The 18002-nt window shown below is 72.7% G+C and carries 16 protein-coding genes; 5 read left to right on the forward strand and 11 right to left on the reverse strand.

The genetic code is table 11. From position 1 onward, the window contains the following. Positions 1 to 10 precede the first annotated feature (10 nt). The 3 genes from OHB01_RS37850 to OHB01_RS37860 form a co-directional block, all read right to left on the reverse strand. Complete coding sequence (locus OHB01_RS37850; protein WP_328710594.1) at positions 11 to 2497, reverse strand: polynucleotide kinase-phosphatase; 2487 nt, start codon at positions 2495 to 2497, stop codon at positions 11 to 13. Then, positions 2494 to 4239: a 3' terminal RNA ribose 2'-O-methyltransferase Hen1 gene (locus tag OHB01_RS37855; protein WP_328854654.1), complete on the reverse strand. Its 1746-nt coding sequence runs from the start codon at positions 4237 to 4239 to the stop codon at positions 2494 to 2496. Before OHB01_RS37855 ends, OHB01_RS37850 begins: the two co-directional genes overlap by 4 nt. Positions 4240 to 4554: 315 nt before the next feature. After that, the gene (locus tag OHB01_RS37860; RefSeq protein ID WP_142645500.1) at positions 4555 to 5472 is read right to left on the reverse strand and encodes an LLM class F420-dependent oxidoreductase; all 918 of its coding nucleotides are present in this window, start codon (positions 5470 to 5472) and stop codon (positions 4555 to 4557) included. Positions 5473 to 5564: 92 nt separating this feature from the next. On the opposite strand from OHB01_RS37860, the gene OHB01_RS37865 reads away from it, so the two are divergent. Then, positions 5565 to 6719 carry a hypothetical protein gene (locus OHB01_RS37865; protein WP_328854655.1) on the forward strand — a complete coding sequence of 385 codons (1155 nt, stop codon included), beginning with the start codon at positions 5565 to 5567 and terminating at the stop codon, positions 6717 to 6719. Between the two features lie 68 nt (positions 6720 to 6787). Next, positions 6788 to 7486, forward strand: a complete 699-nt coding sequence (locus OHB01_RS37870) for a TetR/AcrR family transcriptional regulator (protein WP_328854656.1) — start codon at positions 6788 to 6790, stop codon at positions 7484 to 7486. A 110-nt stretch (positions 7487 to 7596) separates the two neighbouring features. On the opposite strand, the gene OHB01_RS37875 is transcribed toward OHB01_RS37870, so the two are convergent. Continuing rightward, positions 7597 to 8547 carry an NADP-dependent oxidoreductase gene (locus OHB01_RS37875; RefSeq protein ID WP_328854657.1) on the reverse strand — a complete coding sequence of 317 codons (951 nt, stop codon included), beginning with the start codon at positions 8545 to 8547 and terminating at the stop codon, positions 7597 to 7599. A 119-nt stretch (positions 8548 to 8666) separates the two neighbouring features. Between OHB01_RS37875 and OHB01_RS37880 the strand changes: the two genes are divergently transcribed. After that, positions 8667 to 9278: a TetR/AcrR family transcriptional regulator gene (locus tag OHB01_RS37880; RefSeq protein ID WP_328854658.1), complete on the forward strand. Its 612-nt coding sequence runs from the start codon at positions 8667 to 8669 to the stop codon at positions 9276 to 9278. On the opposite strand, the gene OHB01_RS37885 is transcribed toward OHB01_RS37880, so the two are convergent. Both OHB01_RS37885 and OHB01_RS37890 read right to left on the reverse strand, forming a co-directional pair. Next, complete coding sequence (locus tag OHB01_RS37885) at positions 9239 to 10507, reverse strand: class I SAM-dependent RNA methyltransferase (RefSeq protein WP_328854659.1); 1269 nt, start codon at positions 10505 to 10507, stop codon at positions 9239 to 9241. The two genes, OHB01_RS37880 and OHB01_RS37885, sit on opposite strands and share 40 nt — an antisense overlap. Next, entirely contained in the window at positions 10504 to 12546 is a 2043-nt protein-coding gene (locus OHB01_RS37890; protein WP_142645504.1) for an APC family permease, read from the reverse strand. The genes OHB01_RS37885 and OHB01_RS37890 overlap by 4 nt, the downstream gene beginning before the upstream one ends. A gap of 106 nt (positions 12547 to 12652) precedes the next feature. On the opposite strand from OHB01_RS37890, the gene OHB01_RS37895 reads away from it, so the two are divergent. Next, the gene (locus OHB01_RS37895; protein WP_142645505.1) at positions 12653 to 13321 is read left to right on the forward strand and encodes a potassium channel family protein; all 669 of its coding nucleotides are present in this window, start codon (positions 12653 to 12655) and stop codon (positions 13319 to 13321) included. Then, the gene (locus tag OHB01_RS37900) at positions 13321 to 13989 is read left to right on the forward strand and encodes a potassium channel family protein (protein ID WP_142645506.1); all 669 of its coding nucleotides are present in this window, start codon (positions 13321 to 13323) and stop codon (positions 13987 to 13989) included. The genes OHB01_RS37895 and OHB01_RS37900 overlap by 1 nt, the downstream gene beginning before the upstream one ends. 78 nt (positions 13990 to 14067) lie before the next feature. Here OHB01_RS37900 and OHB01_RS37905 read toward each other — a convergent pair whose 3' ends face one another. From OHB01_RS37905 to OHB01_RS37925, 5 genes are all read right to left on the reverse strand, one after another. Further along, positions 14068 to 14736, reverse strand: a complete 669-nt coding sequence (locus OHB01_RS37905) for a DUF3159 domain-containing protein (RefSeq protein WP_142645507.1) — start codon at positions 14734 to 14736, stop codon at positions 14068 to 14070. A 16-nt stretch (positions 14737 to 14752) separates the two neighbouring features. Further along, positions 14753 to 15145, reverse strand: a complete 393-nt coding sequence (locus tag OHB01_RS37910) for an OB-fold nucleic acid binding domain-containing protein (protein ID WP_142645508.1) — start codon at positions 15143 to 15145, stop codon at positions 14753 to 14755. A 174-nt stretch (positions 15146 to 15319) separates the two neighbouring features. Further along, positions 15320 to 16006: a DUF3710 domain-containing protein gene (locus OHB01_RS37915; protein ID WP_328854660.1), complete on the reverse strand. Its 687-nt coding sequence runs from the start codon at positions 16004 to 16006 to the stop codon at positions 15320 to 15322. A 50-nt stretch (positions 16007 to 16056) separates the two neighbouring features. After that, positions 16057 to 16494 (reverse strand): dUTP diphosphatase, encoded by a 438-nt coding sequence (gene dut / locus OHB01_RS37920; RefSeq protein ID WP_142623350.1) that lies wholly within the window; start codon positions 16492 to 16494, stop codon positions 16057 to 16059. Positions 16495 to 16600: 106 nt separating this feature from the next. After that, positions 16601 to 17929 carry an AI-2E family transporter gene (locus tag OHB01_RS37925; RefSeq protein ID WP_328854661.1) on the reverse strand — a complete coding sequence of 443 codons (1329 nt, stop codon included), beginning with the start codon at positions 17927 to 17929 and terminating at the stop codon, positions 16601 to 16603. Positions 17930 to 18002: the final 73 nt, after the last annotated feature.

Here is an 18002-nt window from a genome sequence, read left to right on the forward strand (position 1 = left end):
CCGTCCCGTCTCACAGGCGGGGATCGACCGGCTCGGACTCCAGCGCGAGCACGGCGAAGACCGCCTCGTGGATCCGCCACAGCGGCTCGCCCTCGGCCAGGCGCGTCAGCGCCTCCAGGCCGAGCGCGTGCTCCCGCAGCGCCAGCGACCGCTTCCTGCCGGTGAACCTGCGCCGCAGCACGCCGAGCGACTCGGTGTAGTCGGGGCCGTAGATGATCCGCAGGTATTCCCGGCCCCGCACCTTCACGCCCGGCTGCACCCGTCCCTCCTGGTGGGCGGCGGGCTTGACCACCATGCCCTCGCCCCCGGCCTCGGTCAGCGCCGTCCACCACGCGACCGCCGCCTCCCGCTCCTCGGGCGAGTCGAGGGAGACGAAGAGGTGGCGGGTCGGCGTGACGAGCGGCGAGTCCATCAGGCCGAGCGTCTTCAGGTGCCACTCGTGCGGCTCCGCCGCCGCCGTCGCCCGGCCCTCGCAGGCGAGGATCTGGAACGGCGCGAGCCGTACGCCGTCGAGGCCCGAGACCGGCCAGCAGTATCGGGCATAGGCGTCACGGAACCGGGCAGCGTTGCGGGCACGGCGGCGGGTGCGGTCGAGCAGAGCGCCTACGTCCAGGCCACGTCCCGCCGCCATCTCCAGCGCCGCGACCGCCTCGGGCAGCGCCACCCGGGCCGCCGCGCCCACCGAGGCGTACTGGTCGCGGATCAGTCCCTCCGCCTTGGCCGACCACGGCAGCAGCTCGCAGTCGAGCACCACCCAGTCGGTCTCCAGCTCATCCCAGAGTGGCGCGGCCGCCTCGCGCAGCCGGTCGACCAGCTCCTGCATGTGCTCGTCGAAGAAGGGCCGCCCGGTGCGGGTGTAGACGCTGCCCGTGCTGCCGTCGGCGACGCCGAAGCGGCGGGCCGCCGCCTCCGGCGTCCGTGCCAGCACGGCGATCGCGCGCGAGCCCATGTGCTTCTCCTCGCACACCACCCGGGTCACCCCCGCCCGCGCGAACTCGTCGAACGCCTCGGCCGGGTGCTCCAGGTAGCCGTCCAGCGCCGAGGTCTCCGGCGGGGCCATGGTCGGCGGCAGGTAGACCAGCCAGCGGGGGTCCACGGCGAACCGGCTCATGATCTCCAGCGCGGCGCGGGAGTTCTCCTCCGCGACCTTGATCCGGCCGCCGAACCGCGTCTCCACGAAGCGGGTGCCGTCCACGTCGCCGATGTCCAGCACGCCGGGGTCGCGGGCGGGCGTGGCGGCGGCCAGCGGACGCACCGGCTCATACCAGACCTTCTCGGCCGGCACCGAAACGAGCTCGCGCTCGGGATAGCGCAGGGCGGTCAGCCGCCCGCCGAAGACCACGCCGGTGTCGAGGCAGATGGTGTTGTTGACCCACTCCGGCTCGGGCACCGGAGTGTGCCCGTAGACGACCATGGCCCGGCCCCGGTAGTCGTTCGCCCAGGGATAGCGCACCGGCAGGCCGTACTCGTCGGTCTCCCCCGTCGTGTCGCCGTACAGGGCGAACGCCCGCACCCGCCCGGAGGCCCGCCCGTGGTAGGCCTCCTTGAGCCCGGCGTGCGCGACCACCAGCCTGCCGCCGTCGAGGCGATAGTGGCTGATGAGACCGTCCATGAACGTCCTGGCCGCCGCGCGGAACTCCTCCGGCTCGGCGGCGAGCTGCTCAAGCGACCGCTCCAGGCCGTGGGCGACCCGCACCTTGCGGCCGTCGAGGGCCCGCACCAGCTTCTGCTCGTGGTTGCCCGCCACGCACAGCGCGGTGCCCGCCTCGACCATGCCCATGACCAGCCGCAGCACGCCCGGCGTGTCCGGGCCGCGGTCGACCAGGTCGCCGACGAAGACCGCCGTACGCCCCTCGGGGTGGACGGCGCCGTCCGGCCCGACCTGCCAGCCCAGCCTGATCAGCAGGGACTCCAGCTCCGCCCGGCAGCCGTGCACGTCGCCGATGATGTCGAACGGCCCGGTGAGGTGGGTCCTGTCGGTCCACGCCTTCTCGTACGTGATGGTCACGTCGTCGATCTCGTCGCCGCGCAGGACGTGGACCCGGCGGAAGCCGTCCCTGGAGATCTTGCCGAGCGACCGGCGCAGCTCCTTGCGCTGCCGGCTGATCACGTGAGGGCCGAACGCCCGGTCGGGACGGGCCGCGTTGCGGGCGCGCGCCACCTCCTCCGGCACGTCGAGCACGATCGCGTCGGCGAGCACGTCGTGGGATCTGGCCAGCTCGATGAGCTTCTTGCGGGCCTCCCACTGCACGTTGGTCGCGTCCACCACCGTGAGCAGGCCACGGCGCAGGCGGATGCCCACGATGTGGTGGAGCAGCTCGAACGCCTCGGGCGTGGCCGTCTGGTCGTTCTCGTCGTCGGAGACGAGGCCCCGGCAGAAGTCGGACGAGACGACCTGTGTGGGCGCGAAGTGCCGGGCCGCGAACGTCGACTTGCCGCTCCCGGAGATGCCCACGAGCACCACCAGCGACAGCTCCGGCACGCTGATCTCGGTCACGGCCGCTCATCCCTCCTGCTGAAGACCGCCATCTGGGTGGGCGGCCCCACCTCGGGGTCGTCCTCGCCCACCGGCCGCAGATCGGCCGCGTAGCCGTACGTCTCGCACACGCCCGCCACCCATGCGGCGAACTCCGCCCGGCTCCACTCGAACCGGTGGTCGGGGTGGCGGCGTGCCCCCGCGAGCAGCTCGTATCTGACGTTGTGCTCCACGTTGGGCGTGGTGACGATCACGTGTGCGGGCCGCGCGGTGCCGAAGACCACGCGTTCGAGCGCGGGCAGCCGCGGCGGGTCCACGTGCTCGACGACCTCCATCAGCACCGCGGCGTCATATCCGGCCAGGCGCGCGTCGGTGTAGGTCAGCGAGCCCTGGAACAGCTCCAGCCTCGCCCGTTTGGCGTCCGGCATCCGGTCGGTGCGCAGACGGCGATTGGCTGTCGCGAGCGCGCGGGCCGACACGTCCATGCCGGCCACCCTGGTGAAGGACGGCTTGGCCAGCAGCGCCGTGAGCAGCTGCCCCGAGCCGCAGCCGAGGTCGAGCACGGTGCGGGCGCCGATCTCCTCCAGCGCCGCCACGACGGCCTCCCGGCGCAGCGTGTTCAGCGGCACCCGGCCCTCGTCCGCCCCGTCACCGGTCTCGTCACCGGTTTCGTCGTCCGGGCACGGGGACGCGCTCTGCGTGTCGTCGGGCTCGGTCTCGTGGTGCTCCGCGCTGTCGGGCTCGGTGTCGACGGGCTCGGTGTCGACGGGCTCGGTGTCGACGGGCTCGGTGTCGACGGGCTCGGTGTCGACGGGCTCGGTGTCGGCGGGCCGGATGATGGCAAGTCCGGCGACGGGGAGCTCCGCATTGCCGGGCTCGGCGATGACAGGCTCGGCGATGACAGGCTCGGCGATGACAGGCTCCGTCCGTCCGGTCGCACCGACGTCGGCGACCGGTGCGGCGAAGGCAGCGGGCTCGGCGCCCGGCTCCTCCTCGACCGGCGGGTCCAGGGTCTCCTCCACGTCGTCGCCGAGCTCGGCGAGGCGGGCGAAGGCGGTGCGGGTGAGCGCCCATCGCCGGCCGAGGTAGCGGCGGGTGATCAGGCCCTTGTCCGGGTGGCCGGCCAGCCATCCCTCTCCCGCGCGGACGAGCTTGTCGACCTCGTCGCTCGCCAGCCAGTAGTGCTTGGCGTCGTCCAGCACCGGGAGCAGCACGTACAGGTGGTTGAGCGCGTCGGCCAGGCGCACGTTCCCGCGCAGCGCGAGCCGTACGTAGCGGGACTCGCCCCATGCGGGGAAACCGGGGTCCAGCGGCACGGCTTCGGCGTCGACCTCCCAGCCCAGCGGCCCGAACAGCCGGTGCGCCAGATCGGCTCCTCCCCGGCACGGCAGCGCGGGCAGGCGGATCTCCAGGGGGATCGGCCCGTCCGCGAGGTCCTGGCGGGAGTTGCACCGCCCGGTCCGCGCCGTACGGAACACGTCGGCGAGCGCCGACGCCAGCAGGGAGGACGCGGCGTACGGCCGGTCGTTGACGTACTGCCCGAGGGAGAAGTCGGGTGAGGACGAGCCCCGTGAACGCGCCAGGCGCACCGGGTCGACCTCCAGCAGCAGCGCCGCGGTGCACCGGTCCTCGCTCGCCTCCGGATAGAAGACCCGCGCCGTGCCGAACGACCGCTCGAACTCCTGCACCCGGTCGGGGTGCTTGTGCAGGAGGAAGCCGAGGTCCGTCGCGGGCCGCAGAGTGGTCGAGATCGTGAGGAGCACCCGGCAAAGTGTGCCGGATGCCCCCTTCGACCGGCTATGCCTTTTCCTGGCATGCGGCTTCAATCACGTGTGGCAGCGCTGTCCCGCGGGCCGGCCACCCTCACACATGCGGCAGCACGGTTCTCCCGTGCGGCAGCGCCGTTCTCACACATGCGCCGTTCTCACACGTGCGCCGTTCTCACACATGCGCCGTTCTCACACATGCGCCGTTCTCACACATGCGCCGTTCTCACACGTGTGGCAGCACGGTCACCGACGCCCCGCGGCCCTGTGTCACACACCGGCGCCGCTTTCACACGTGCGCGAGCGCCGTACTCACACGTGCGGAAGCACCTCGGCCGCGATCAGCTCCAGGTGCTCAAGGTCGTGCAGGTCGAGGACCTGCAGGTAGAGACGCTCGGCGCCCATCTCGGCGAACCGGCCGATCTTGTCCACGATCTCCTGCGGCGTGCCCGCCAGCCCGTTGACGCGCAGCTCGTCGACCTGGCGGCCGATGTTGGCGGCCCGCCGGGCGATCTCCGCCTCGTCCCGCCCCACGCAGACGACCTGCGCCGCCGACAGCAGGACGGTCTCCCGGCCCGCGGCGTCGCACGCCTGCCTGACCCGGTCGAAGGCCGCGGCGGTGTCCTCGGGAAGGTGGAACGGCACGTTGTACTCGTCGGCGAACCGGGCGACCAGCCGCGGCGTCCGCTTGGCGCCCCCGCCGCCGATGATGATGGGCGGCCGGGGCCGCTGCGCCGGCTTGGGCAGCCCCGGCGAGTCGGCCAGCTGGTAGTGCGCGCCGATGAAGGAGAACGGCTTGGTCGCCGCCCAAAGCCCGGTCACGATCTCGAGCTGCTCCTCGAAGCGCTCGAACCGCTCGCCCAGGGGCGGGAAGGGGATCCCGTACGCCGTGTGCTCCTGCTCGAACCAGCCGGTGCCGAGGCCGAGCTCCACACGGCCGCCGCTCATCTGGTCGACCTGCGCGACGCTGATCGCCAGCGGCCCGGGCAGGCGGAACGTCGCGGCGCTCACCAGCGTGCCCAGCCGGATGCGCGAGGTCTCCCGGGCGAGACCGGCCAGAGTGATCCACGCGTCGGTCGGGCCGGGCAGGGGGTCGCCCTCGCCCATCCGGAGATAATGGTCAGACCGGAAAAACGCGTCGAACCCGAGCCGCTCGGCCGCCTGCGCCACCGTGAGCAGGTCGTCGTAGCTCGCCCCCTGCTGGGGTTCGGTGAAAATCCTCAGTTTCATCTGTCCATTATCCCTGCTGCCGCGCCCTCGACTTGCTAGAGTGCGAGCCGCCTGTGCGCAACGTGGTCGCATCGCAACTCAGGGTGGTGAGCGTGGACACCGCACGTCATTCCCGTGAAACGGGCCGCCCCCCGCGCTCCCTCGTCTTCCTGGCGTCGACCGCGCTCGTCGCGAGCACCGGTGCGGCGCTGTGGGCACTGCCCGCCGCCCCGCCCGGCTGGAACGCGGGGCCCGGGATGATGCCCGGGGCCACGCCCGGTGTCACGGCCACGCCCACCCGTGAGCGGACTCCGGCCTCCCCGGTGCCGGAAACGCTGGTCGCCGCGCGCCAGACGGTCGCCTCGCCGGCCCCGCCCTCCGCCGCTCCCACCGCCGACGAGCCCGCGGCCCCTTATCGGGGATTCCTCGACGCCTCCGGGGAACCCCGCCCAGAACTGCTGCGGGCGGGCGTGCGCTCGTTCACCATCGGTCACATCGTCGCCGGGCCGGGCGGCTGCGCTCCCCACTGGGCGGGGGCGCGACCACGCGGCGGGGGCTCCGTCACCGCCCGAATCGAACGGCTGCGGGCAGACGGCGGCGAGGTGTGGCCGACGTTCGGCGGGCCGTACGGGCAGGAGCTGGCCGTCACCTGCGAGAACCCGGCCAGGCTGCTCTCGGCCTACCGCCACGTCGTGACGGCGCTCGATCCTCCCGGCATCGACTTCGAGGCCGGCGGGTCGGCCGGGCCCGCCGCCGTCAGCCGCCGCGCCGCCGCCGTCGCCCGGTTGCAGCGCGAGGCGCGGGCGCGCGGCCGCCCGCTGCGGATCACGTTCACGTTTCCCGCCTCCCGGCATGGTCTGGAGCCGGCCGACCAGAGCATGCTGCGGGCGGCCCGCGAGGAGGGGGTGGAGATCGAGTCGGTCGGCCTGCTCGTGCCGGTCGCCTCCGGCGTCTCGAACCTCCACGACCTGGCCGTCGCGGCCCGGGCGGCGCACCTCCAGATCGCCGCGGCGCTCGACGTGCCGCCCGACCGGGCGTGGCGGCGGATGGGCCTTGCGCCGGTCCTGTCCGGCGCCGGCGACCTCGGCCCCGGCGAGGCCGGGCGGCTGGCGGCCTACCGGGCCCGCAACGGCCTGGGCTGGCTGTCCCTGCGGGGCGCCAGGCCGGCCGACGACGTCCTGCGGATCCTGGCCCGGCCGCCGGTCCCCGGCGCGGGCGCCGCCCTTCCCGAGGTCACGCCCGGCGCCAGTCCCGTACGCCCCTGGTGATCCCGCACGCAGAGTTAGAGCGTTGTTCCAACTTTGGCGCACCGCTCCAAAAGCCGTAGGGTCGGCTCATGACAACGCGAGCGCGGCAGTCCGTACGGCGCAGGCAGGTGCTGTCGCGAGAGCAGATCATCGCAAGCGCGATCGAGCTGCTCGACGACGGCGGTGAGGGCGCGCTGACCGTCCGGGCGCTCACCGAGCGCCTCGCCACCGGGACCGGCGCCATCTACTACCACGTGGGCACTCGCGACGAGCTGCTGGACGCCGCCACGGAGATCGTGATCGCCGCCGCGCTGGCCGCCAGGACCGACCCGGCTTCCCCGGCGCCCGAGGACGAGATCCGGGCGACCGCGCTGAGCCTGTTCGGCGCGATCGCCGAGCACGCCTGGCTCGCCACCCAGTTGACCACCCAGTTCGCACGGCGGCCGTCGGGCCCGGTGACGGTAGGGATATTCGAACGGATCGGACGGCAGGTTCGCGCGCTCGGGGTGCCGCAGGCCGCCTGGTTCTCCGCGACTTCCACCCTGGTGCACTACATCCTGGGCGCGGTCAGCCAGCACGTCCGCTTCGAGCGGGACGCTCACGGCGCCCCCGGCGACGTCGGCCGGGAGAAGTTCCTCGGCGACGTGGCGGCGGCGTGGCAGGACCTCGACGCCGACGCCTACCCGTTCGTACGGGCGATCGCCGGCCAGATGCGCGAGCACGACGACCGTGAGCAGTTCCTGAGCGGCATCGCCCTCATCCTCGACGGCATCGCCCGCCTGCGCTGACCTCACCGCTCCAGCGGACGGACCGGCGCGAAGGGCGTGATCAGCTCCGTACGCCCCGGCCGGTGAGTGCCGCGACGAGGCCCTCGGCCCCGGGACCGTGCCGCCCTGCCTCAGCCGCGCTCGCCGTGGGCGGGAGGGACCATGAGGACGACCTTGCCCCGGCGTGGCCCTCGCGCGGCGGTCGCGTGCGCCTCGGCCGCCCGGTCCATGGGGAACACCGCCCGTACGGGGACGCGGAAGCGCCTCTGCGCCGACAGCGCGGCGGCGACGACGAGGCCGTGCCGTCCGTCCGGCTCTCCGCCCAGCTCGCCACGGGAGACGGCGACCCCGAGCTCCGGGCCGGTGAAGTCGGCGATGGTGAGGACCGACTCCGGCGCACCCGTGATCGCGACGAGCTCACGAAGCGAGCCCGCGCCGGCGACGTCCAGCGCGAGATCGACCCCTCCGGGCACGACATCACGGACGCGCCCGGCGAGCCCGGGGCCGTACGCGACCGGGACCGCGCCGAGCCCGGCGATAAAGGCGTGGTTCTCCGGGCGGCCCGTGCCGATCACACGGGCGCCGCGGGCGACCGCGAGCTGGACGGCGACGCTGCCGACGCCGCCGGAGGCCCCATCGACCAGGAGCGTCGTTCCCGTGCCCACGCCGAGCCTGTCGAGCGCCCTGATGGCGGTCTCGACGCTCGTGCCGGCGGCGCCGGCCTCCTCCCACGACATCGAGGGCGGCTTCGCGGCCCAGAACGCCAGCACGGCGAACTCGGCGGCGGCGCCGCCCAGCCGCGAGACGTCGACGGCGCCGAAGACTTCATCCCCGGCGGCGAACCCGGTGACGTCCGCGCCGACCTCGTCGATCACCCCGGCGGCGTCGACACCGGGGATGTGCGGCAGGGGGAGCCGCGCGCTCGACGGCGACGTGCCGGCGCGCAGCGCGAGGTCGACCGGTGCGACCCCGGCGGCCCTGACCGCGATCCGCACCTCGCCGGGGCCCGCGTGCGGAGCGGGGAACCCTCCCACGGCGAGGACCTCGGGAGGACCGAACCGGTCGAAGTGCACGGCAGACATTTCCGCGTCCGGGAACATAATCACCTTTCCGGCTGTTCCGAGTTGCCGCCGACCACGGTAGGCGGGCGAACGGCGGCGACCGTCTCGGATCGCCGGAAGCGAGAGGGGCACAGACGACATTGACTCGGAAACCCCGGACCGACGCGGAGCACAACCGGCGGCATCTCGTGGCGGTCGCCCGCGCCGCGTTCGCGGCGGACGGGCTCGATCTGCCCGTGCACGAGATCGCCCGGCGGGCCGGCCTCGGCGTCGCGACCGTCTACCGGCACTTCCCGTCGCGGCAGGACCTCGTCACCGCCGTGCTCGCCGAGCAGGTGACGGCGTGCCGCGCGCGGATGCGCGCCGCCCTGGAGGATCCCGACCCCTGGCGGGCGCTGCGCGCGACCATCCACCGGTTCGCCGACGGCCAGGTGCGGCACCGCGGGTTGAACCAGGCGCTGCTCGGCTCCCACCCCGCGGGCGCCGCGATCGCCGGGCAGCGCCGGGCACAGGTCCGGAGGCTGGAGCGGCTCATCGAACGCGCCCGGAGCGCGGGCCACGTCCGTCCCGAGGTGTCGATCGAGGACGTACGGATCGGCCTGGCGGCCATCGCCTCCCTGCGCGCGGGCTCGCCCGAACGTACGGAGGCGGCGGTGCGGAGGCTGACCGACCTCCTGGTGGCCGGCATGGCCGCCCCCGCCCGTGCGGCGGATCAGTCCCTGACGAGCAGCGCGACGCACTCCACATGGTGAGTCATCGGATATTGGTCAAAGGCCCGCAGGTCCTCCAGGCGATAGCCGAGCCCGGCGAACCAGGCGACGTCCCTGGCCAGCGTGGCCGGGTCGCACGAGACGTACACCACGCGCGAGGCCTCCAGACCGGCGACGCGTTCGACCACGGGACGGCCGAGACCGGCGCGGGGCGGGTCGGCCACCACGAGATCGGCCCGCTCGATCCGGAGCCGGTCGAGCGCCTCCTCGACCCTGCCCCGCTCGACCTGCGCCTGCGGGAGGTCGCGCAGGTTGAACCGGGCGTCCTGCGCGGCCTGCGGCTCGGACTCGATGCCGAGCACGGCGCCCTCGGGGCCGACGGCCTCGGCGAGCCCGGCGGCGAACAGACCGGCGCCGCAGTAGAGGTCGAGCGCCCACTCCCCCGGCTCGGGACGGCCGAAGTCGAGCACCGCGCCGAGCAGCGTGGCCGCCGCGCCCGGGTGGACCTGCCAGAAGCCGCTCGCGGTGACCCGGAAGTCGCGCTCGCCCACCCGCTCGGTCAGCGAGGCCCGGCCGCGCAGCGCGCGGGTGCCCCGCCTGCCCTCGTCGAGCAGGACCGCGGCGTCCACGTCCGGGATGTCCGCCCGGCGGCGTGGGACGGGCTCGACGATCACGGCGCGGTCGCCGCCGGAGGCCGCGACCACCTCGACCGCGGCGGCCCCGCGCCAGCCGAGGCGTTCCGCGCCGATCTCCTCGACGGCGGGGTGCGCGATCAGGCACCCGGTGACGTGCTCGATCTCGTGCGACCGGTGGCGCCGCAGCCCCGCCGTGCCGTCCTGCTCCACGGCGAACCGTACGCGGGTGCGCCACCCGAGGCCGTCCTCCGCACCCGGCACCTCCTCGACCACGACCTTGAGGTCGAGGCCCGCCAGACGCCGGAACTGCTCGGCGACCACGTCGGCCTTGAGCCTGCGCTGCGCCTCCAGCGACGCGTGCTGCCAGTCGCAGCCGCCGCAGCGGCCGGGGCCGGCGAACGGGCAGGGCGGCGTGACCCGGTCGGGCGACGGCTGCAGGATCTCGACCGCGTCGGCCCGCAGGAACCGCGCGGTCTCCTCGGTGACCTCGGCGACCACCCGCTCGCCGGGCAGCGCGTGCCGGACGAAGACCACCCGGCCCTCGTGCCTGCCCACGCACCAGCCGCCGTTGGCGACGGCGTCCACCGTCAGTTCGAGCCGTGCGCCGCCCATGTCGGCCTCTTTCCTGTCGTTCATGCCTTGATCTGCGAGTTCTTCGACGGCGGCTGGTAAGAGCGGCGGGAGGCGCCGGGAGCGGACGGCTCCCTGCGGCGCTTGAGGCGGTCGGAGGAGGCGAGCTGGAACGGCACGCTCGTGACCATGACCCCGGGCTTGAACAGCAGCCTTCCCTTGAGCCGCAGCGCGCTCTGGTTGTGCAGGAGGTGTTCCCACCAGCGGCCGACCACGTATTCGGGGATGTAGACCGTCACGACGTCGCGCGGCGAGCGCCGCCGCAGCGACTTCACGTATTCGAGCACCGGACCGGTGATCTCCCGGTAGGGCGAGTCGAGGATCTTCAACGGCACCGCGATGCCGCGCCGGTCCCACTCCTCCTTGAGCCGGTTCGCCTCGTCGGCGTCCACGCTGACGGTCACGGCCTCCAGCGTCGACGGGCGGGTCGCCCTGGCGTACGCGAGGGCGCGGAGCGTCGGCTTGTGGATCTTGGAGACGAGCACGATCGCGTGGTTGCGTGCGGGCAGCAGCGACTCGTCGGCCTCGTGCCCCTCCGGCGCGGCGAGCTCCGCGGCGACCCGGTCGTAGTGCCGCCTGATGCCCTTCATCATGAGGAAGAGCACCGGCATCGCGATGCAGACGATGTACGCGCCGTGCGTGAACTTGGTGGCGAGCACGACGACGAGCACGAGCCCGGTCATGACGGCGCCGAAGCCGTTGATCACCCGGGAGCGCATCATGCGGAACCGCGCCCGCGGGTCGCTCTCGGTCTTCAGGAGCCGGGTCCAGTGCCGGACCATGCCGATCTGGCTGAGGGTGAACGAGACGAACACACCGACGATGTAAAGGTTGAGCAGTTTGCTCACGTCCGCGTCGAACGCCCAGATCAGCAGACAGGCCCCCGCCGCGAGGATGACGATGCCGTTGCTGAACGCGAGGCGGTCGCCCCGGGTGTGGAGCTGGCGCGGCAGATAGCGGTCCTGGGCGAGGATCGAGCCGAGCACCGGGAAGCCGTTGAACGCGGTGTTGGCGGCCAGGAACAGGATGAGGGCGGTCACCGCGGCGATCACGACGAACAGGAACGAGCCGTGGCCGAAGACGGCCGAGGCGACCTGCGCGATGATCGGCTGCTGGTAGTAGCCGGGCCCGGCCGGGCGGCCGTTGATGATGACGTGGGTGGCCATGACGGCCGGGTCGGTCAGCTTCACGCCCGACTTGAGGCCGAGGAAGATGATCCCGCTGAACATGACGACCGCGATGAGGCCCATCATCAGCAGCGTCGTCGCGGCGTTCCTGCTCTTGGGCTTGCGGAACGCCGGCACGCCGTTGCTGATCGCCTCGACGCCGGTGAGCGCGGCGCATCCCGACGAGAAGGCGCGCAGCACCAGGAACGCCATCGCGAATCCGGCGAGGTTGGTCTGCTGCCCGAGTATGTGATAGTCCGCGGTCGGCGCGCGCAGCTCGTCGCCGAGCACGACCAGCCGGAACAGACCCCACGCCACCATCCCGATGACGGCGATCATGAACGCGTACGTCGGGACGGCGAACGCGACGCCGGACTCCCGGATGCCGCGCAGGTTCATGACCGTCAGCAGCGCGACGATGGCCACCGCGACCAGGGGCCGGTGCTCGGCGACGAAGGGAATCGTCGCGCCCACGTAGTCGGCGCCGTTGGCGACCGACACGGCCACGGTCAGCACGTAGTCGACGAGCAGCGCGCTCGCGACGGTCAGTCCCGCGGTCGGGCCCAGGTTGGTCGTCGCCACCTCGTAGTCGCCGCCGCCGCTGGGATAGGCGTGCACGGTCTGGCGGTAGGAGGCGACCACCGTGAGCATGACGAGGACGACGCCCGCGGCGACCCACGGGCTGAGGCTGTAGAGGCCCACCCCGCCGATCGACAGGATGACCAGGATCTCCTGCGGTGCGTACGCCACCGAGGACAGGGCATCACTCGCGAAGACCGGCAGTGCCACACGCTTGGGCAGCAGCTGATGGTGGAGCGCCGTGCTCCGCAGAGCCCGCCCCACGAGAAGCCGCTTGACAAGATCTGGCACCTTGGACACGTCTGATGAGCCTAGTCCCCCGGTGCCGCTCCCAAGTCATGCGGTGTGGGGCACTGGCGACATACTGTCTCCATTAGGAGACCGCCACAACCCACGGCGGGGGAGCATGCATATCGTGATCATGGGATGCGGACGGGTCGGCTCGACCCTGGCGCACATCCTTGAGGACAACGGGCACTCGGTCGCCGTGATCGACCGCGACCCGCAGGCCTTCCGTCGGCTGCGGGCGGGCTTCCGCGGCCGCAGGGTGACGGGCATCGGCTTCGACCGCGACGTTCTCGAAGAGGCCGGCATCGCCTCGGCCGCCTCCTTCGTCGCCGTGAGCAGCGGCGACAACTCCAACATCATCTCCGCCCGGGTGGCCCGCGAGATGTTCGGCGTGGACAACGTGGTCGCCCGCATCTACGATCCCCGCCGGGCCGAGGTCTACCAGCGGCTCGGCATCCCCACCGTGGCGACGGTCCGCTGGACGGCCGACCAGATCCTGCGCCGGGTGCTGCCCGAGGGCGCCGAGCCCCTCTGGCGCGACCCGACCGGCACGGTCGTCCTGGCCGAGGTTGCCTTCCACCAGGGCTGGATCGGCGTCCGGGCCAGGGAGATCGAGAACGTCACCGGCGCACGCGTGGCCTTCCTCAACCGCATGGGCGAGGCGCTCGTGCCGAAGGACGCGACCGTCGTCCAGGAAGGGGACATCCTCCACCTGGTCGCCACCGAGAACGACATGGACCGCATCAACAAGACGCTGTCCGCCCCGCCGTCCGACGAGGAGCACTGATGCGCGTCACCATCGCCGGCGCCGGAGCCGTCGGCCGCTCCATCGCGGCGGAGCTCCTGGAGAACGGCCACGAGGTCCTGCTCATCGACATCGACCCGCACGCCATCAAGATCGACAGCGTGCCGCGGGCCGAGTGGCTGCTCGCCGACGCCTGCGAGATCTCCTCGCTGGACGAGGCCGGGCTGAACAGCTGCCAGGTCGTGATCGCCGCCTCCGGCGACGACAAGGTCAACCTCGTGGTCTCGCTGCTCGCCAAGACCGAATATGGCGTGCCTCGGGTGGTCGCCCGGGTCAACCACCCCAAGAACGAATGGCTGTTCAACGAGTCGTGGGGCGTGGACGTCGCCGTCTCCACCCCGCGCCTGCTGTCGGCCCTGGTCGAGGAGGCGGTCAGCGTCGGCGACCTGGTGCGCCTGATGACCTTCCGGCAGGGCCAGGCCAACCTGGTGGAGCTGACGCTGGCCGAGGACGCGCCGGTGGTCGGCCAGCGGGCGGGCTCGGTGCCGTGGCCCGTGGACTCCGCCCTCGTGGCGATCCTGCGGGAGGGCCGGGTGCTGGTGCCCTCGGCCGACGACCCGCTGGAGGCCGGCGACGAGCTGCTGTTCGTGGCCAGCCAGGAGGTCGAGCAGGAGCTCACCGAGCTGCTGTCGGCACACGAACGTCCCTGACCCGCGGACGTCCCTGACCCGCGGACGGCTCAGGCCCCGGGCGGTGCGCCCGGGGCCTGAGCCGTTTCCGCGTGATCGTCAGACGGACGGCTGCGGCGGCGGCTGGATCGGGGTGCGGCCACGGGCGAGCACCCACACCATCGCGGCGAGCCCCGCGACCTGCAGCGGCCAGCCCAGGGCGATCTTGGCCACGCCGAGGGCGGTCACCTGGTCGGCCCAGTAGAGCGGCAGCTGGATCACCACCCGCAGCAGGCAGGGCAGGATGAGCAGCCACGTGAGCCGCGAGCACAGCCGCACCAGCGCGCTGTCGTTGTGCCAGGCCGTCGGGTCGCCGGTCACCGAGCCGATCAGGAAGCCGACGATCGGCCAGCGGACCACGATCGACAGCAGCATGCCGGCGGCGTAGGCCGCGTTGTAGAGGATCCCCGGCAGGAACACGTCCTTGGCGTCGCCGGTGCGGGCCGCGAAGAACGCGCCGATCCCGATGCCGACGAGGCTGTTGAGCACGAACTGCGGCGTGCTCCGCTGCGCGATCCGCACCAGCAGGAGCACCACCGCCGAGGCGATGCCGACGATCAGCGAGGTCTTCAGGTCGTGGGTGCCCATCCACGTGCCGGTGAAGGCGAGTGTGGGCACGGCCGCCTCGACGATCCCGCGTTTGCCGCCCAGCGCCTTGCTCATCTGTGCGCGCACCGCCGCCTCGACGGTGGCGTGCGCCGCGGGGGCCGTCATGTCCGCTGTGCTCATACGGTCTCCTGAGAGATCAAGGGCCACCGGCCGGGCGTAGCTCGTAGCGGGGATTGAACATCACTTTACGGCCGTCCTGGACGCTGACCAGCCCCTCGGCCCGCACCACCCGGCCCGGCTCGATGCCGGCGATCTTCCGGCGGCCGAGCCAGACCAGGTCGATCACGTCCGACCCGTCGTACAGCTCGGCCTCCAGGGCGGGCGCGCCGCCGCGCGGGCGGAGGGTCACCGTGCGCAGCGTGCCCGCGACGCACGTCCGCTGGCGCTCACCGCACCGCGCGATGGGAGTGGCCCCCTGCTCCTCCAGGTCCTCCTGGAGCTCGGCGGCCTCCAGCTCGGCCTGGCTGGTGGTCAGCCGTCGGAAGAAGCCCCGCAGTCCGCCGCGTTTGGCAGGCTCCGGCGTGCCCATCGGTCACTCACCCAGTTTCCTCGTTCGCGATCCCCTTCGGGGAATCGTCGTCCTGGCTTCCAGCCTAGGCCGGTCGTTTCCCACCGCAGCATACGTGAGCCGCTCAGAGGCCAGAAGGACGGTCAGGCAGGGCTTGCCTCCCGATTCGGTCAACCGGCACATCCCGGACGGATATCAGCGGATCTCGCTGATCTCCGGACCGCGTTCGAAGGGCCGGAACTCCTGCTGCCGGGACGCCTGCTGCTCCTCCATGGCCTGCCGGGCCTCGGCGGGCAGCCGGAGCTGGATCGCCTCCTTGGGCGGCATAGGCTCGTCGCCGCGCACGACGACGATGCCGCGCACGACGTCCTCCAGGGTCCGCGCCGCCTCCGGGTCGACCGCCGCCCTGCCGCTGATCACGGCGCGGAGGAACCAGCGCGGCCCGTCGACGCCGAGGTAACGCACCGGCTGCCGCCCCTGCGGCTGTCCCTGGCTCTGCACGGGCACCTCCGCCGCGATCTCGGGCCCGAACGGGCCGTCGCGGTCCTCGGCCGAGCCGCCCGCGGCCACCACCTCACGGGCGAGCTCGGCGCGCACCTCGTCCCAGATCCCGCTGTGCTTGGGCGCGGCGAAGGCGTTCACCTGCAGGGCGCTCTCCTCGACCAGGACGATCACACCGTCGACCTGGTCGCCCGCCATGCTGAGCTGGATCTCGAATCCGGGACCTACGGGCAGGCGCAGGCCCCCCAGGTCCACGCGCTCGGCCTCCGGGTAGTCGTCCGCGGCGTCCCAGGGGCCCGTCGTCCGCGCCGGGGCGTGGCTCTCCTCCCGCACGAAAGCTGGTGCGGTCTCCTCCTCCGCGCGTCGCCGGCGTCGCAACACTTCTCTCACTCTCCTCGCATCGTGGCCCGGTGTTCCCGGGCCCCGGGGTGTCAGCTCCCCGTCGAGCCGAACCCGTTCGTGCCCCGTACGGAGCCGGGCAACCGGTCGACCTCGTAGAACGCCGCCCGCTCCACCCGCTGGACGACGAGCTGGGCGATGCGGTCGCCGCGCCGGAACCGCACCGGGTCCTTCGCGTCAGTATTGATCATCGTCACTTTGATCTCGCCCCGGTAGCCGGCGTCGATCGTGCCCGGCGCGTTGACCAGCGTGACACCGTGCCGGGCCGCCAGGCCCGAACGCGGATGGACGAAGGCGGCGTACCCGTCCGGCAGCGCGATGGCGACACCGGTCCGCACGACCGCCCGCTCGCCGGGCAGCAGTTCCACGTCCTCCGCCGCGTACAGGTCGGCCCCGGCATCGCCCGGATGCGCGTACGACGGGAGCGGAAGATCCGGGTCCAGCCGGTGGATGAGGATCTCGACGCTCATCGGGCGGCCTCGATCCCGCGAGCGGCGGCCGCGGCCCGTCTCGGGCCCGGCAGTCCGGAGTTCGGCAGTCCGGAGTTCGGCGCAGGGCAGCTCATGAGGCAAGACCCTACCCGTTGCGCTGGGGGGACACCGCCTCTCCGGTGCCGGATGACGGGCGCGCCGTTTCCTGCTTCCGCCCGCCCTCGTCGGAGGCGGCGAGCTGGGAGGTCGCGGGCTCCTCGGCACCGGGCTCCGTGGCGCCGCTCTCCGCGGCACCGGGCTCCGTGGCGCCGCTCTCCGCGGCACCGGACTCGACGGCGCCGGATTCCGGGCCCGGGGGTACGCCCTCGGGTCCAGGCTCGTCCCCGGCACCCGGTTCTCCGGTTCCAGGTTCTCCGGTCCCCGGCTCCCCGGCGCCGGGCGGGCCGCCTTCGGCCGCCTCGATGGCGCGCGGCCGGCCGCGGCGCAGCTCGGGCAGCGCGCGATAGATGACCGCCGTGAGCGGGACGGCCACCACGGCGCCCGCGATGCCGCCGAGCACGCCGCCGACCGCGAGGACAAGGATGATCGCGAGCGGGTGGAACTCCAGGGCCCGGCCCACGATGAGCGGCTGGAGCACGTGGTTCTCCAGCTGCTGCTCGACCACGAGGATGCCCACGAAGATCAGTGCCAGGAACCAGCCCCGGGAGCCGAAGGTCACCAGCGTCGCGATGGTGCCCGCGAACAGGATGCCGACGATCGGGATGAAGCTGGCCAGGAAGACCAGCACCGCGAGGGGCGCCCACAGCGGCACCTGCATCCCGGCGAGCACCACGCCGATCACGAGCCCGTGGATGGCCGCGACCGCGACCGTGCCGTGCACGTAGTGGGAGATCGTGGCCCAGGCCGCGCGGCCCGCGGCGTCGACGCGCGGCGTGGCGCTGCCGAAGGCGCGCAGGAACCAGGACCAGATCCGGTCGCCGTCCTTCAGCAGGAAGAAGGTGACGAACAGGATCAGCACGATGGAGGTGAGCACCTCGACGACGGCGGTGGCGCCGCTCAGCAGCGTGCTGGTGATCTGGGTGCGATATTGGGTGATCTGGCTGCTGAGCTGGTCCACGAAGTCGGCGATCTGCGCCTCCTTCAGATGGAGCGGCCCGTGGAGCAGCCAGTCCTGCACGTTACGCGCGGTCACCTGGATCTGCAGGACCAGCCGGGGGAACTCCTCGTTCGCCCGCACGCCGATCAGGAACCCGATGCCGACGATCAGCGCCAGGCCGAGCAGCATCGTGATCCATGTCGCATAGATCGGCCGGAGGCCGGTGGCGCGCAGCCGCCGGGTCAGCGGGTGCAGCAGGGCCGCGAGCAACAGCGCGACGACCACCGGCATGACGACGAAGCTGATTCTGTCGATGATCAGCCACAGGACGTAGATCATCCCGCCGAGCAGCAGCAGCCGCCAGCTCCACGCGGCCATCGTCGCCAGCGTCGGCGGGACTCTCTCGGTGGTACTGCGGTTAGACGGGATCACGGATCCAGACTGGCATGTC

This window comes from Microbispora hainanensis, assembly GCF_036186745.1.
In the GTDB taxonomy this organism is placed as follows: domain Bacteria; phylum Actinomycetota; class Actinomycetes; order Streptosporangiales; family Streptosporangiaceae; genus Microbispora.